The 12972-nt window shown below is 71.0% G+C and carries 10 protein-coding genes; 4 read left to right on the top strand and 6 right to left on the bottom strand.

The window, feature by feature from the left end; all coding sequences use genetic code 11:
- Positions 1–37 precede the first annotated feature (37 nt).
- Entirely contained in the window at positions 38–1543 is a 1506-nt protein-coding gene (locus BCL76_RS30260; protein ID WP_109782546.1) for a cryptochrome/photolyase family protein, read from the top strand.
- 54 nt (positions 1544–1597) lie between these two features.
- Here the strand turns inward: BCL76_RS30260 and BCL76_RS30255 are convergent, their stop codons facing one another.
- The 3 genes from BCL76_RS30255 to BCL76_RS30245 are packed head-to-tail and all read right to left on the bottom strand — an operon-like array spanning position 1598 to position 4999.
- Positions 1598–2344, bottom strand: coding sequence for a succinate dehydrogenase/fumarate reductase iron-sulfur subunit (locus BCL76_RS30255; RefSeq protein ID WP_109782545.1), 747 nt, complete (start codon positions 2342–2344; stop codon positions 1598–1600).
- On the bottom strand, positions 2341–4293 hold the full coding sequence (locus BCL76_RS30250) for a fumarate reductase/succinate dehydrogenase flavoprotein subunit (protein ID WP_109782544.1): 1953 nt from the start codon (positions 4291–4293) through the stop codon (positions 2341–2343). The genes BCL76_RS30255 and BCL76_RS30250 overlap by 4 nt, the downstream gene beginning before the upstream one ends.
- Before the next feature lies 1 nt (position 4294).
- A complete protein-coding gene (locus BCL76_RS30245; protein WP_109782543.1) occupies positions 4295–4999 on the bottom strand; it encodes a succinate dehydrogenase in 705 nt (234 codons plus the stop codon).
- Between the two features lie 95 nt (positions 5000–5094).
- On the opposite strand from BCL76_RS30245, the gene BCL76_RS30240 reads away from it, so the two are divergent.
- On the top strand, positions 5095–5973 hold the full coding sequence (locus tag BCL76_RS30240; RefSeq protein ID WP_109782542.1) for a LysR family transcriptional regulator: 879 nt from the start codon (positions 5095–5097) through the stop codon (positions 5971–5973).
- A gap of 37 nt (positions 5974–6010) precedes the next feature.
- On the opposite strand, the gene BCL76_RS30235 is transcribed toward BCL76_RS30240, so the two are convergent.
- Entirely contained in the window at positions 6011–6679 is a 669-nt protein-coding gene (locus BCL76_RS30235; protein ID WP_109782541.1) for a TetR/AcrR family transcriptional regulator, read from the bottom strand.
- A gap of 107 nt (positions 6680–6786) precedes the next feature.
- Between BCL76_RS30235 and BCL76_RS30230 the strand changes: the two genes are divergently transcribed.
- Positions 6787–7884 carry an FAD-dependent monooxygenase gene (locus tag BCL76_RS30230; RefSeq protein ID WP_258309981.1) on the top strand — a complete coding sequence of 366 codons (1098 nt, stop codon included), beginning with the start codon at positions 6787–6789 and terminating at the stop codon, positions 7882–7884.
- Between the two features lie 80 nt (positions 7885–7964).
- On the opposite strand, the gene BCL76_RS30225 is transcribed toward BCL76_RS30230, so the two are convergent.
- Entirely contained in the window at positions 7965–10202 is a 2238-nt protein-coding gene (locus BCL76_RS30225) for a putative bifunctional diguanylate cyclase/phosphodiesterase (RefSeq protein ID WP_375137981.1), read from the bottom strand.
- Positions 10199–11029 carry an SAM-dependent methyltransferase gene (locus BCL76_RS30220; RefSeq protein ID WP_109782730.1) on the bottom strand — a complete coding sequence of 277 codons (831 nt, stop codon included), beginning with the start codon at positions 11027–11029 and terminating at the stop codon, positions 10199–10201. Before BCL76_RS30220 ends, BCL76_RS30225 begins: the two co-directional genes overlap by 4 nt.
- A 1081-nt stretch (positions 11030–12110) precedes the next feature.
- On the opposite strand from BCL76_RS30220, the gene BCL76_RS30210 reads away from it, so the two are divergent.
- On the top strand, positions 12111–12881 hold the full coding sequence (locus BCL76_RS30210) for a bestrophin-like domain (protein WP_109782540.1): 771 nt from the start codon (positions 12111–12113) through the stop codon (positions 12879–12881).
- Positions 12882–12972: the final 91 nt, after the last annotated feature.

The raw sequence follows: 12972 nt of genomic DNA, 5'->3' as shown, positions 1-12972 counted from the left end.
GCGCCGCCGGCCGGTGCCGAGTTGGTTGGATGCGGGCATGAGTCCAGTCCACTGGCTGTTCGGCGACCAGCTCGGCCCGCATTTCACGGCGACCGCCGGCGGCGGGACACCGCGCGACACCCGGTGGCTGCTGATCGAGTCGCGGTCCGTGTTCCGACGTCGCCGATTCCACCGGGCCAAGGCCCATCTGGTCCTCAGCGCCATGCGCCACCGGGCGGCGGATCTCGGGGCGAGCGCGCGGTACGTCGCGGCGGAGACCTACCGGGAGGGTCTCGAAGGGGCCGTGGGTGACGCACCCGTTTCCGTGCACCACCCGACCTCCCGCGCCGCTCTCGCCCTCGTGTCCTCGCTGCCGCAGGTAACGGTCCACCCGGCCCGCGGGTTCCTCTTGAGCCACCGGGAGTTCGCGGACTGGACCGCGCGGCAGAGGGGCAGCCGGCTGCTCCAGGAGAACCTCTACGAACACATCCGGCGTGCCCACGACATCCTGATGGACGGCGACCGGCCGGCGGGCGGCCGCTGGAATCTGGACCACGACAACCGCGAACCTCCGCCACGCGGCCGGGACACCCTCGGCGCGCCGCCCCCGTACCGGCCCCGCGAGGACGAGATCGACGAAGGAGTCCGGCGGGACCTGGACCGCTGGGAACGCGAGGAAGGGATCACCTTCGTGGGCCGCGACGGCCCACGGCTGTTCCCGGCGAGCCGCCGCGAGGCACTGGCCGCGCTCGACCACTTCGTCACGCACCGCCTGGCCGGCTTCGGCACGTACGAGGACGCCATGCTGGCCGGGGACCCCGTGATGAGTCACAGCCTGCTGTCCTCCTCCCTCAACCTCGGGCTCCTCGACCCCGGGGAATGCGTGAGCCGGGCCGAGGAGGCCTGGCGGGCCGGACACGTGCCCCTCAACAGCGCCGAGGGTTTCATCCGGCAGGTGTGCGGGTGGCGCGAGTACGTATGGGGCCTGTACTGGCACCTCGGCGAGGACTACCGCCACCGCAACGACCTGCGCCACACCGCGTCCGTGCCCACGTGGTTCGCGGAGCTGGATGCGGACGCGCCCGCGGCCCGCTGCCTGTCCACCGTGCTGGCTCAGGTCCGGGACACGGGGTGGACACACCACATCCCCCGCCTGATGGTCCTCGGCAGTCATGCCCTGCAACGGGGCTGGGAGCCGACGCAGGTGACCGACTGGTTCCACCGGTGCTTCGTGGACGGCTACGACTGGGTGATGCTTCCCAACGTGGTGGGCATGTCCCAGTACGCGGACGGCGGCCTGATGACCACCAAGCCGTACACCTCGGGCGGCGCCTACATCCACCGGATGAGCGACCTGTGCGGGGGCTGCAGGTACCGGCCCACCGACCGCACCGGCGAACGCGCCTGCCCCTACACCGTCGGCTACTGGGCCTTCCTCGACCGGCACCGGTCGCAGCTGGAGGGCAATCCGCGGATGTCCCGGGCCGTGCACGGACTGGACCGGCTGGGCGACGTGGCACAGGTCGCCCGGGCGCACCGCGCGGCGGGCGACTCACCACCGTGACGGCGCCCACGGAACGCGCCCCGACGGGGACGGCCGAAGCGCGGCGTCCGCCGGTCAGCGGGGGCCCTTGCGCACCGCCCGCAGCCACTCCTTGTTCATCGCGGCGATCGACGGCAGCGGGATGCCCTTCGGGCAGGCCGTGGCGCACTCGCCGGTCAGGGTGCAGCCGCCGAAGCCCTCCTCGTCCATCCGGGCCACCATGTCCAGCACGCGGGTCTCGCGTTCCGGAGAGCCCTGCGGGAGGACGTTCAGGTGGTTGACCTTGGCCGAGGTGAAGAGCATCGCGGAGCCGTTGGGGCAGGCCGCCACGCACGCGCCGCAGCCGATGCACTCGGCGTGCTCGAAGGCGAAGTCGGCGTCGGCCTTGGGCACGGCGGTGGCGTGCGCCTCGGGTGCGGCGCCGGTGGGGGCGGTGATGTAGCCGCCGGCCTGGATGATCCGGTCGAAGGCGCCGCGGTCGACGACGAGGTCCTTGACCACCGGGAAGGCAGCGGCCCGCCAGGGCTCGACGTCGATGGTGTCGCCGTCGGCGAAGGACCGCATGTGGAGCTGGCAGGTGGTGGTGCGTTCCGGGCCGTGGGCGTCGCCGTTGATGACGAGGCTGCAGGCGCCGCAGATGCCCTCGCGGCAGTCGTGGTCGAAGGCGACCGGGTCCTCACCGCGCAGGATGAGGTCCTCGTTGAGGGTGTCGAGCATCTCCAGGAAGGACATGTCCTTCGAGATGCCGTCGACCTCGTAGGAGACCATGTGGCCGGGGTCGTCGGCGCCGCGCTGGCGCCAGACGCGCAGGGTGAGCTTCATGCGTAGCTCCGCTGGGTGGGGTGGACGTACTCGAAGACGAGGTCTTCCTTGTGCAGGACGGGGGCGGCCCCGGTGGTGGTGAACTCCCAGGCCGCGGCATAGGAGAAGGCCTCGTCCTGGCGGGCCGCCTCACCGTCGGGGGTCTGGGACTCCTCCCGGAAGTGGCCGCCGCAGGATTCGGCGCGGGCGAGCGCGTCGAGGCACATGAGCTCGGCGAGTTCGAGGTAGTCGACGATGCGGTTGGCCTTCTCCAGCGACTGGTTGAACTCCTCGCCGCTGCCCGGGACCTTGATCCGACGCCAGAACTCCTCGCGGATCTCGGGGATCCGGTCGAGCGCCTTGCGCAGCCCCTCCGCGTTGCGGGCCATTCCGCAGTACTCCCACATGAGTTCGCCGATCTCTCGGTGGAAGGAGTCGGGGGTGCGGTCGCCGTCGACGGCGAGGAGCTTCGTGAGTCGCTCGCGGGTCTCGCGTACGGCGGCCACCGCTTCGGGGTGGGCGTCGTCGACGGCGCTCCGGTGGGGGTGGCGGGCGAGGTAGTCGTTGATCGTGGAGGGGAGCACGAAGTAGCCGTCGGCGAGACCCTGCATCAGGGCGGAGGCGCCGAGGCGGTTGGCCCCGTGGTCGGAGAAGTTGGCCTCGCCGATGGCGAAGAGGCCGGGGACGGTGGTCTGCAGGTCGTAGTCGACCCACAGGCCGCCCATCGTGTAGTGCACGGCGGGGTAGATCCGCATGGGGACCTCGTACGGGTTCTCGGCGGTGATCCGCTCGTACATGTCGAAGAGGTTGCCGTACTTCTCGGCGACCTTGTCGCGGCCCATGCGGCGGATGGCGTCGGCGAAGTCGAGGTAGACGCCCTGGCCGCCGGGGCCGACGCCGCGGCCCTCGTCGCAGACGTTCTTCGCGGCCCGGGAGGCGATGTCGCGGGGCACGAGGTTGCCGAAGGAGGGGTAGATCCGCTCCAGGTAGTAGTCGCGCTCCGCCTCGGGGATGTCGACCGCGGCGCGGGTGTCGCCCTCGGCCTTGGGAACCCAGATGCGTCCGTCGTTGCGCAGGGACTCGCTCATGAGGGTGAGCTTGGACTGGTGGTCGCCGGTGCGCGGGATGCAGGTGGGGTGGATCTGGGTGAAGCAGGGGTTCGCGAAGTACGCGCCGCGCCGGTGCGCCCGCCAGACGGCGGTCGCGTTGGAGTTCATGGCGTTGGTGGAGAGGTAGAAGACGTTGCCGTAGCCGCCGCTGGCCAGGACCACGGCGTCGGCGTAGTACGTGGAGATCTCTCCGGTGATCAGGTCGCGGGCCACGATGCCGCGGGCCACTCCGTCGACGACGATCAGGTCGAGCATCTCGGTGCGGGCGTGCATCTCGACGTTGCCGGCGGCGATCTGCCGGGAGAGTGCCTGGTAGGCGCCGAGCAGGAGCTGCTGGCCGGTCTGGCCTCGGGCGTAGAAGGTGCGGGAGACCTGGACACCGCCGAAGGAGCGGGTGTCCAGGAGGCCGCCGTACTCGCGGGCGAAGGGGACGCCCTGGGCCACGCACTGGTCGATGATCTCCACCGAGATCTGGGCGAGGCGGTGAACGTTGGACTCGCGGGCGCGGAAGTCGCCGCCCTTGACGGTGTCGTAGAAGAGGCGGTGCACCGAGTCGCCGTCGTTGCGGTAGTTCTTGGCGGCGTTGATGCCGCCCTGGGCGGCGATGGAGTGAGCGCGGCGCGGCGAATCGCTGAAGCAGAACTGGACCACGTGGTAGCCCTGTTCGGCGAGAGTCGCGCCGGCGGCACCGCCCGCCAGGCCGGTGCCGACGACGATGATGGTGTGCTTGCGGCGGTTGGCCGGGTTGACGAGCTTGGCCTCGAAGCGGCGGCGGTCCCAGCGGTCAGCGATCGGGCCTTCGGGGGCCTTGCTGTCGGCGAGGGACTCGCCGGTGGTGAAGCGGGCGTAGGCGTTGCTCATGTCAGCTCACCACTCCGGTCATGACGGCGACGGGGACGGAGACGAAGCCCGCGAAGAGGACGAGGGCCAGGCCGTTGGCCAGGAACTTCAGCGTCCGCTCGCGTCGGGCGCTGCCCGCGCCGAGGGTCTGCGCGGCGCTCCAGAAGCCGTGGCGGACGTGCAGGCCGAGGGCGGCCATCGCCACGATGTAGATGGTGTTCCCGTACCAGGTGGAGAAGGTGGACAGGACGTTCTCGTACGGGTGGCCGGACCAGGCGCGCTCGTTGACGGTGAGCGTGGTGAGGTCGAGCAGGTGCCAGACGATGAACAGGCCGAGGATGATCCCGCCCCAGCGCATGGTGCGCGTGGCATAACTCGCGCGGCGCCGCTTGTGGGCGTACTTCACCGGGCGGGCCTTGATGTCTCGACGGCTGAGCTGGTACGCGGACACGGCGTGGGCGACGACGGCGGCGAGCAGTCCCACGCGGACGAGCCACAGGGCCCACTCGTGATGCAGGAAAGGCGAGCCGAGGGTGCGCAGCCAGTGGGCGTAGCCGTTGAACTCGGCCGACCCGAAGAAGATCTTGAGGTTTCCGAGCATGTGCACGACGAGGTAGCCGAGCATGATCAGGCCGGACACGGCCATCACGGACTTCTTGCCGACGGAGGAGTCCCAGATCGTGCGTGCGGTGGACGGCCGTCGATCCGTCCGCGTTGCCAGAGCCATGTCTTCGACGGTAAGGACGCGACCCCCGAAAGGGCAAAGACATGATTGAGCTGATATCGATAGGCTGCGGCTATCGAGCCCGCTAGTCTGGGGAGATGCAGTTCCAGCAGCTCCTGTACTTCGTGGCCGTCGCCGAGACCCGGCACTTCACTCGGGCCGCGGAGCGCGTGCACGTGGCGCAGCCCTCGCTCTCCCAGCAGATCAAGGCACTCGAACGGGAACTCGGGGCCGAGCTGTTCAGCCGGGCGCGGGGCAACATCACGCTCACCGACGCGGGAGAGGCGCTGCTGCCGCTGGCGCGGCGGATCCTGGCGGACGCGGACACCGCGCGGCTGGAGGTACAGGAACTGGCGCAGCTACGGCGCGGACGCGTCCGACTCGGCGCGACACCGAGCATCTGCACGGGGCTGCTGCCGGACGTGCTACGCGCCTTCCACGACGCGCATCCCGGAATCGAGCTGCTGATCGAGGAGAGCGGGTCGCTCGACCTCGTACGGGAACTCGCGCGCGGGGCCTTGGACCTGGCCCTGATCGCACTGCCGCTGCCCCCTTCGGCCCCGGCCCTGACCACGGTGGAGCTGCTGACGGAAGACCTCGTCGTGGTCTCCTCGGCGGACCGGCCCGCGCCGGGCGGGGGCGGCGAACTGACCATCGCGGGGCTGCGGGACGAGCCGATGGTGATGTTCCGGCACGGCTACGACCTGCGGGAGCTCACGGTGGCGGCCTGCCGGGCGGAGGGCTTCGAACCGGTCTTCACCGTGGAGGGCGGCGAGATGGACGCACTCCTGGGCTTCGTCCGGGCGGGGCTCGGTATCGCGGTGGTCCCGGCGATGGTGGTGGACCGCGCCGGTCCGGGCCTGCGGGTGACCCGGATGGCCGGATCCCCGCTGCGCCGCACGATCGCCTTGGCCCACCGCACCGACGTGGCTCCGCCGCGCGCGGCCCGCGAACTGAAGCGCATACTGCTCGGCTGACTCCGCCGCGACCGGGCCCCTGCGGGCGCGGCGGCCGTCAGGGGGCCGCGGGGGATATCGGCGGGGCAGGGGCTACCGGTAGTGCCTTGTCGAGACCCTCCGCCAGCATCGCGAAGGCTTGGTCGGCGTCGGCCACCGCGGCCGCGTAGGCCTGGTCGGCACTTCGACCGGAAACGATCCGCAGCCAGTTCTCCCGGCCCAACTCGTGACGGACCGCCACCAGATGCGTGGCCGCCAGGCGGGCGGCGAGCGGGGGCACCGCCTCCGACTCCAGTTCGGCGGCGAGCAGTTCCACCTCGCGGTCGGCGTAGTGGTTCAGCCTGCTCTTCAGGCTGGCGGTGCTGTTGAGCAGCCCCATGAAGGCGAGCACGTTCGGATGGTCGCACAGCCCGGTGATCGGGTCCCGCTCGGCCAGGGCCGCCAGGAAGTGCGCGTGCACCGCACCCACCGGGGTGCTGCCGGCGGGCCGCTCGCGCACCACGCGGGCCGCCTCGTCCTGGTGGTCGGCGAACCGGTCGAGCAGCAGGTCCTCCTTGCTCGGGAAGTAGCGGAAGAGGGTGGGCTTGGAGACCTCGGCCGCGGCGGCGACATCCGCCACCGACACGGCATCGAAGCCCCGTTCCAGGAAGAGCTCCAGCGCCGTGGCCGCCAGCCGGTGGCGCGTACGGAGCTTCTTGTTCTCGCGCAGACCCGTCGTGTTCTCCATACCGCAGAGCGTAGCACGAATACGTGACCAAGTTACTTTTTTAACCGGGTTGCTTTTTCTGTCGGAAGCCGCTTTCCTTGAGGCACCGACGAGGAGAGGAACCTCCGATGACCGACGTACAGACCGACTCGATGACCGACGTACTGATCGCGGGATCCGGCCCCACCGGCCTGACGCTCGCCTGCTCCCTCGCACAGCGCGGAGTCGCCGTGCGTGTCATCGAGCGGCGCACCGCACCGCACCGCGAGTCCCGGGGCAAGGGGCTGCGGACCAGCAGCCTCGCGATCTTCAAGGAGCTCGGCATGGCCGAACCCCTGATCGCCACCGGCACCGCGGGGATGGTCCTGCGCAAGTACTTCGACGGCGAGCACATCAACGACACACCCACCCCGGCGGACGCCGGCCTGCTGATCGGCCAGTGGCAGACCGAAGAGGCGCTGCGCGACCGGCTCGGCGAACTGGGCGTGCACGTCGAGTACGGGGCGGAGCTCGTCGGCATCACCCAGGACCAGGAGGCTGTGCGCGTCGAGCTGGCGGACGGAAGCGTGATCGCGGCCCGCTATCTCGCCGGGTGCGACGGCGGACGCAGCACCACCCGCAAGCTGCTCGACATCCCCTTCGAGGGGAACGGGGAGAAGGAGCCCGCGATGGTCGTCGGAGACGTCAGGGCTCCGGGGCTCGGCCGGGACGCCTGGCACCAGTGGTTCACCTCGGAGGGCGGAGGGATACTCCTGTGCCCGATGCCGGGGACGGACTCCTTCCAACTGCAGGCCGCACCCGAGCAGGACGAGCACGGCGAGCCGGTGCCGCCCTCCCTGGAGAGCTTCCAGCGGATCTTCGAGCGGTGCGCGGGGGTGCCGGGCATCCGGCTGGAGGACCCCACCTGGCTCTCCTCCTGGCGGGTCAACGTCCGGATGGCCACGCGGATCCGTGAGGGCAGGGTCCTGCTCGCCGGGGACGCCGCGCACGTGCACCCCATAGCCGGCGGGCTCGGCATGAACACCGGCATCGAGGACGCGGCGGCGCTCGGCCGGGCCCTCGCCGCCGCCCTCACCGGGCCGGACGCGGACGCGGCGCTCGACGCCTACGAGGCGGAGCGGCTGCCGGTGGCCGCGAGGCTCCTGGCCGACACCTCCGAACGGTACGAGCGGGTCGTGGAAGCCGTCCGGACCCCCGGCCGCGGGACGGAGGTCGGCCTGGCATGACGGGGTGCGCGCGCCGGAACCAGCAGCGGCCCGGGCCACCTCCCGCCCGGGCACCGGCACCGGCCTCCCGCCGGCGGAGGTCAGGAAGGTGTGGGCACCGCGTCCGAGAGGGAGAGGGTGTGGATGCGGTCGGGGGCTCCGGGCCGGGCGTAGTACCAGCCCTGCGCGGTGTCGCAGCCGAGGGCGCGCAGCTGGGCGGCCTGGGCTCCGGTCTCCACTCCCTCGACGGTGACCGCGAGTTCGAGGCTGTGCGCCAGGGCGACGATCCCCTCCACGATCTTCACGTCAACCGGGTTGGCGGGCTGCTGCTGCATCCCCTGGGTGAAGGAGCGGTCGAGCTTCAGCACGCTGACCGGCAGGCGCCGCAGATTGGCCAGGTTCGAGTAGCCGGTACCGAAATCGTCGAGGGCGATGTCCACACCGAGGGCGGCGAGCCGGCGCAGCGGTTCCAGGAGTTCGTCGTCGGCCCCTATCAGGGCCGACTCGGTGACCTCCAGGCACAGCGCACCCGGGGCGAGGCCGGACTTCTCCAGCACCGCCACGGTGTCGGCGACCAGGCCCGGGTGGTGCAGCTGGGTCGGCGAGAGGTTGACGTTGATCCGCAGGGCCGCGCCCCCGTGCTCGCGCTGCCAGATACGGGCCTGGCGGACGGCCTCCTCCAGGACCCAGCGGCCGAGCGGCACGATGAGCCCGGTCCGTTCGGCGAGCGGGATGAAGCGGTCCGGGCCGAGCACCCCGTACTGCGGGTGCGACCAGCGCACCAGCGCCTCGGCTCCGTGGACGCTGCCGTCGCGCATGTGGACCAGCGGCTGGTACTCGATGAAGAACTCGCCGCGTTCCAATGCCGCGGGCAGGGCGTTGGTCAGACCGTGGCGGGTGATCGCGCGGGCGTCCGCCTCGGCGTCGGCGAATTCGAAGCGGTTGCCGCCGGCCGCCTTGGCCCGGTACATCGTGATGTCGGCGCTGCGCAGCACCTCCGCCGGGGTGCGTTCCTTGGCCCGGCCCTCGACGATGCCGATGCTGCCCCGGACCGTCAGCTCCCGGCCCTCCAGTCGGATCGGCGTGGACAGGGCGGTCAGGATGCGGACCGCGAGTTCGGTCACCTTCTCTTCGGTGTCGGAGCCGGTGGTCAGGGCGACGAACTCGTCGCCGCCGAGCCGGGCGACCACCTCGCCGGGACCGGTCGCACAGCTCTGCAGCCGGTCGGCGACCTCCACCAGCAGCCGGTCCCCCGCCGAGTGCCCGAGGCTGTCGTTGACCGCCTTGAATCCGTCGAGGTCGAGGTAGCACAGGCCGTAGCGGTCGCCTCCGGACCCGGCGAGGGCCTTCTCCAGCCGCTCGAAGAACAGCGTCCGGTTGGGCAGACCGGTCAGGGCGTCGTGGGTGGCCTCGTAGCGCAGGCGCAGATTCAGCAGCCGGCGTTCGGTGGTGTCCTCCATCAGGGCGAGCTGGTACTGCGGCTTGCCGTCGGCGTCGCGCAGCAGCGACACCGTCAGGTTGGTCCAGAGCACGGTGCCGTCGTGCCGGTAGTACGGCTTCTCCACGCGGTAGCTCTCGCGCTCGCCGCGCACCAGCTCGCCGTACATCCGCCACACGTGCGGGGTGTCGTCGGGGTGTCCCCACTCGCTGACGTTGCGGCTGCGGACGTGTCCCTCCAGGCCGCCGAACATCTGCAGCAGGGTGTCGTTGACCTCCAGGACGTTCCCGTCGAGGTCGGCGATGCCGATGCCCACGGCCGCGCCCTCGAAGACCGCCCGGAAGCGCTCCTCGCTCGCGTGCAGGGCCTGCTGCGCGTCGCTGCGCGCGGTGAGCGCGGAGCGCGCGATGGCCTCCTGCTCCCGAAGGGTGCGCTCGCGCAGCGCGCGGGCGTATCCCGCCGCGATGGCGTGCTGGAGCCGGGCGCAGCGGGAGCGGTACTCCTCGGTGCCTTCCACGCCGGACCCCTCGGATCCGTCCGGCCCGCAGTAGAGCACCAGGTACGACTCGATCACGCCGAGGGTGCCGGCCAGGGCCTCGGGGTCGGTGCAGTGCACGGCGACGAGTTCCGCCCCCACCTGCTGGGCGACCGAGGCGTCGAAGGGCCGGGCGTGCAGGGCCGTGGTGAGCGTCCGGGTGAGGGGTACGAGGTGCCGCTCGAACTCGGGGCGGGTCAGCGAGGTCGCCGTGACCGGGAAGATCGCCCGACCCCAGATGGTGGCGAAGCGGGCGATCCGGTCCTCGATGCCGCCGTGCGGGGCCGCCGAAGACCCGGTGGCCGGTGCCGCGGTGGGCGCCGCGGCGACCTTCGGCGAGCCCGCCGTCTGTGCCGGAAGTCTCACGCCTTGCGTCCCACGCCGCCGAAGCCCGAGAAGGCGTAGGGGTCCTCCGGTGTCTCGCCGTCCTCGCCGTCGTCGGGCCGGTCCGGCCGCCAGTCGGGCATGGAGACGAGGCCGGGCTCCAGCATCTCGAATCCATCGAAGAAGCCGCTGATCTGATCCTGGGTACGCATGACGAGGGGGTTGCGCATGTCGCGGTAGACGCCCACGGTGCCGGCGGCGGTTTCCTGCGTGAGCGGAATACCCTCGTACGAGGCGTGCGTGAGGATCAGCAGGCTGCCGGGGGCCAGCGCGTCCCGCAGTTCGGCGACGGCGGCGTACGGGTCGTCCGTCTCCTCCAGGAAGTGCAGGACGGCGACGAGCAGCAGGGCGACCGGGCGTTCGAGGTCGAGCAGTCGGCCGACCTCGGGGGCGGCCAGGATCTCCTTGGGCTTGCGCAGGTCGGCGGCGACGATGTCGCTGTGGTCGTCTCCGGTGAGGACGGCCCGGCTGTGCGCGACGGCCACCGGGTCGTGGTCGACGTAGACGACGCGCGCCTGCGGGCTGGCGGCCTGGGCGATCTCGTGGACATTGCCGAAGGTGGGGATGCCGGAGCCGATGTCGAGGAACTGCGTGACGCCCTCGGCCACGGCGTGCCGGACGGCGCGGCGCATGAATGCCCGGTTGGCCTGCATGATCTTGGGCAGGCCCGGCATGAATTCCATGGCGCGGCGCGCGGTCTGGCGGTCGACCTCGAAATTGTGGGACCCGCCCAGGTAGTAATCATAGATGCGGGACACGCTCGGCACCGATATGTCGATGCCTGGCGGGGCCCAGGCGGGGCGCTCCATCGGGGTCTCCAAGCGTTGGTCCTGCGGTCGTCCGTGTGCGGTCGGACTCCTGTCCGAGCCGAATGTACTGATCATTTCCCAACAGGGCGAGCAAAAGCGGAAATTGGCGATCCGTTCTTCGTCACACACCAAAGGCGCCGCCGCCCCGGGCGAGGGAATGACCGATACCGACAAGTCCCTTATGGGAATTGACCGAGGGTCGATCGGAGTCACCACACTACCGACCCCCGAGTGGCTCAAACCTTACTGGTCGGCACTCCACCCGTTCAGGCGAACCGGGGCCGAGCCTCGCGTGCCCGGGCGCGCGCGGGCCCATGCTCCCGGGGTGAACAGAGCCTGCGCCAGGCGCCTGCTGGCAGTCCCGGTCCTGCTGTGGGCGGCCTTGTCCGTCACGCCGGCCGTGGCTGATAGCCGCGCCTACCCGACGACCGACTCCGGCGACGGACCGGCCGCCACCGTGGTGGCCTCGGTGAAGGCCTCGGTGGCCGGTGGCAGCGACCGCGGCCGCGGCCCGCGTGGCGGACATCACGGTGACGACCAGGGCTCCGACCACGGGAAACGTCGTGGAGGCGGGCATGGCGGGGGTCATCACGGCCACCCCCACTGCCCACCGCCGCCGCCCCCTCCACCGTGCCCGCCGAAGCCGCCGCCGAAGCCCACGCCGCCACCCGTGCCCACTCCCCCGCCGCCACCGCCCCAGCCCCCACCGCCCCCGAAACCCGAGCCGCCGAAGCCCCCGCCGCCTCCCGAGCCGGCGCCGAAGCCCGTACCGAAGCCGGTCCTGCCGGCGCCGCCCCCGCCGAAGCCGGCGCCTCCCGCGCCCCGCGTGGTCAAGGCTCCCGCGCCACCACCACCGGCACCACCTGCCCCACCGCCACCACCCGCCCCAGAGGTGAAACCCGTACCGCCGAAACCGGTGGCCCGACCCGCGTATCACGCGGCGGCCCGCAAACCCGTCGAGCACCACATCTCGCCGGTGACTTTCACCTTGATGACCGCCGCTCCCGCGGTGCTCGCGATCGTCGCGCTGCGCCCGCGCTAGCGCTTCTTCCGCCCCACCAGTAACCGATTGGGAGTCATCTTGTCGGAATGGCTCGTCCTGTCCATCGCGATGGCCGCGGCCTGTGCCGTGGTGCTGTCCATCGCCTTCTTCAACCACAGGAGGATCGGCGACGACGACGATCCCAACGAGACCCCGGACGTCATCGAGTACATGACGATGATGATCGGGGTGATCTATGCGATCGTGCTGGGCCTCGCGATCGCCGGCGTCTGGGAGGGCCGCGGGGCCGCCCAGGAATACGTGCGCCAGGAGGCCCAGGCCCTGCACGAGATCAGTGTCCGCTCCGAGGTCTACCCGGCCGAGGTGCGCAAGAGGATCCGCTCCGACGTCGACGCGTACGTGACCTACGTCGTGGACACGGAGTGGAAGCGGATGGCCGACCACGGCGAGCTCGACGAGCACGGCGGGGAGTTGCTGGAACGTATCCGCCGGGACGTCACCGACTACGAGCCGCAGACCGATCACGAGGGACAGGCCTACCAACCGTTGGTCGACCAGGTCGCGGTGGTGGACGACGCCCGCAGCGCACGCGGGTCCAGTGCCGGGGCCACCATGCCGGGGGTGGTGTGGTTCGGGCTGATCGTCGGCGCCCTGGTGACCGTGGGGCTGATCTTCACCCTGCAGATCAGGCGGTCGTTCCGCGAGATGCTGCTGGCCGGCCTGTTCAGCGCCCTGATCGCCTTCCTGCTCTTCCTGATCTGGGACTTCGACGCGCCGTTCGGGCGGGGCATCTCCGCCACCGCCGAACCGTTCCTCGCCCAGTTCCCCCACCTGGACCTCGGCGGCTAGGTTCTGTCTCTTTGGTCATCGCCGTGCCCAGATGAGGATGGCGGCGAGGTGGAGTGCGGCCTGGTAGGAGATGGCGAGTTTGTCGCATCGG

This window comes from Streptomyces sp. CG 926 (assembly GCF_003148825.1).
GTDB lineage: Bacteria > Actinomycetota > Actinomycetes > Streptomycetales > Streptomycetaceae > Streptomyces.
The sequence above is the reverse complement of the archived record's forward strand: the minus strand, read 5'-3'. Positions and strand labels throughout refer to the sequence as shown.

Coding starts and splice junctions, on each gene's coding strand:
- BCL76_RS30230 (WP_258309981.1), top strand. CDS start 6,787: ATGACCGACGTACAGACCGACTCGATGACCGACGTACTGATCGCGGGA.
- BCL76_RS30250 (WP_109782544.1), bottom strand. CDS start 4,293: ATGAGCAACGCCTACGCCCGCTTCACCACCGGCGAGTCCCTCGCCGAC.
- BCL76_RS30260 (WP_109782546.1), top strand. CDS start 38: ATGAGTCCAGTCCACTGGCTGTTCGGCGACCAGCTCGGCCCGCATTTC.
- BCL76_RS30235 (WP_109782541.1), bottom strand. CDS start 6,679: ATGGAGAACACGACGGGTCTGCGCGAGAACAAGAAGCTCCGTACGCGC.
- BCL76_RS30255 (WP_109782545.1), bottom strand. CDS start 2,344: ATGAAGCTCACCCTGCGCGTCTGGCGCCAGCGCGGCGCCGACGACCCC.
- BCL76_RS30245 (WP_109782543.1), bottom strand. CDS start 4,999: ATGGCTCTGGCAACGCGGACGGATCGACGGCCGTCCACCGCACGCACG.
- BCL76_RS30220 (WP_109782730.1), bottom strand. CDS start 11,029: ATGGAGCGCCCCGCCTGGGCCCCGCCAGGCATCGACATATCGGTGCCG.
- BCL76_RS30240 (WP_109782542.1), top strand. CDS start 5,095: ATGCAGTTCCAGCAGCTCCTGTACTTCGTGGCCGTCGCCGAGACCCGG.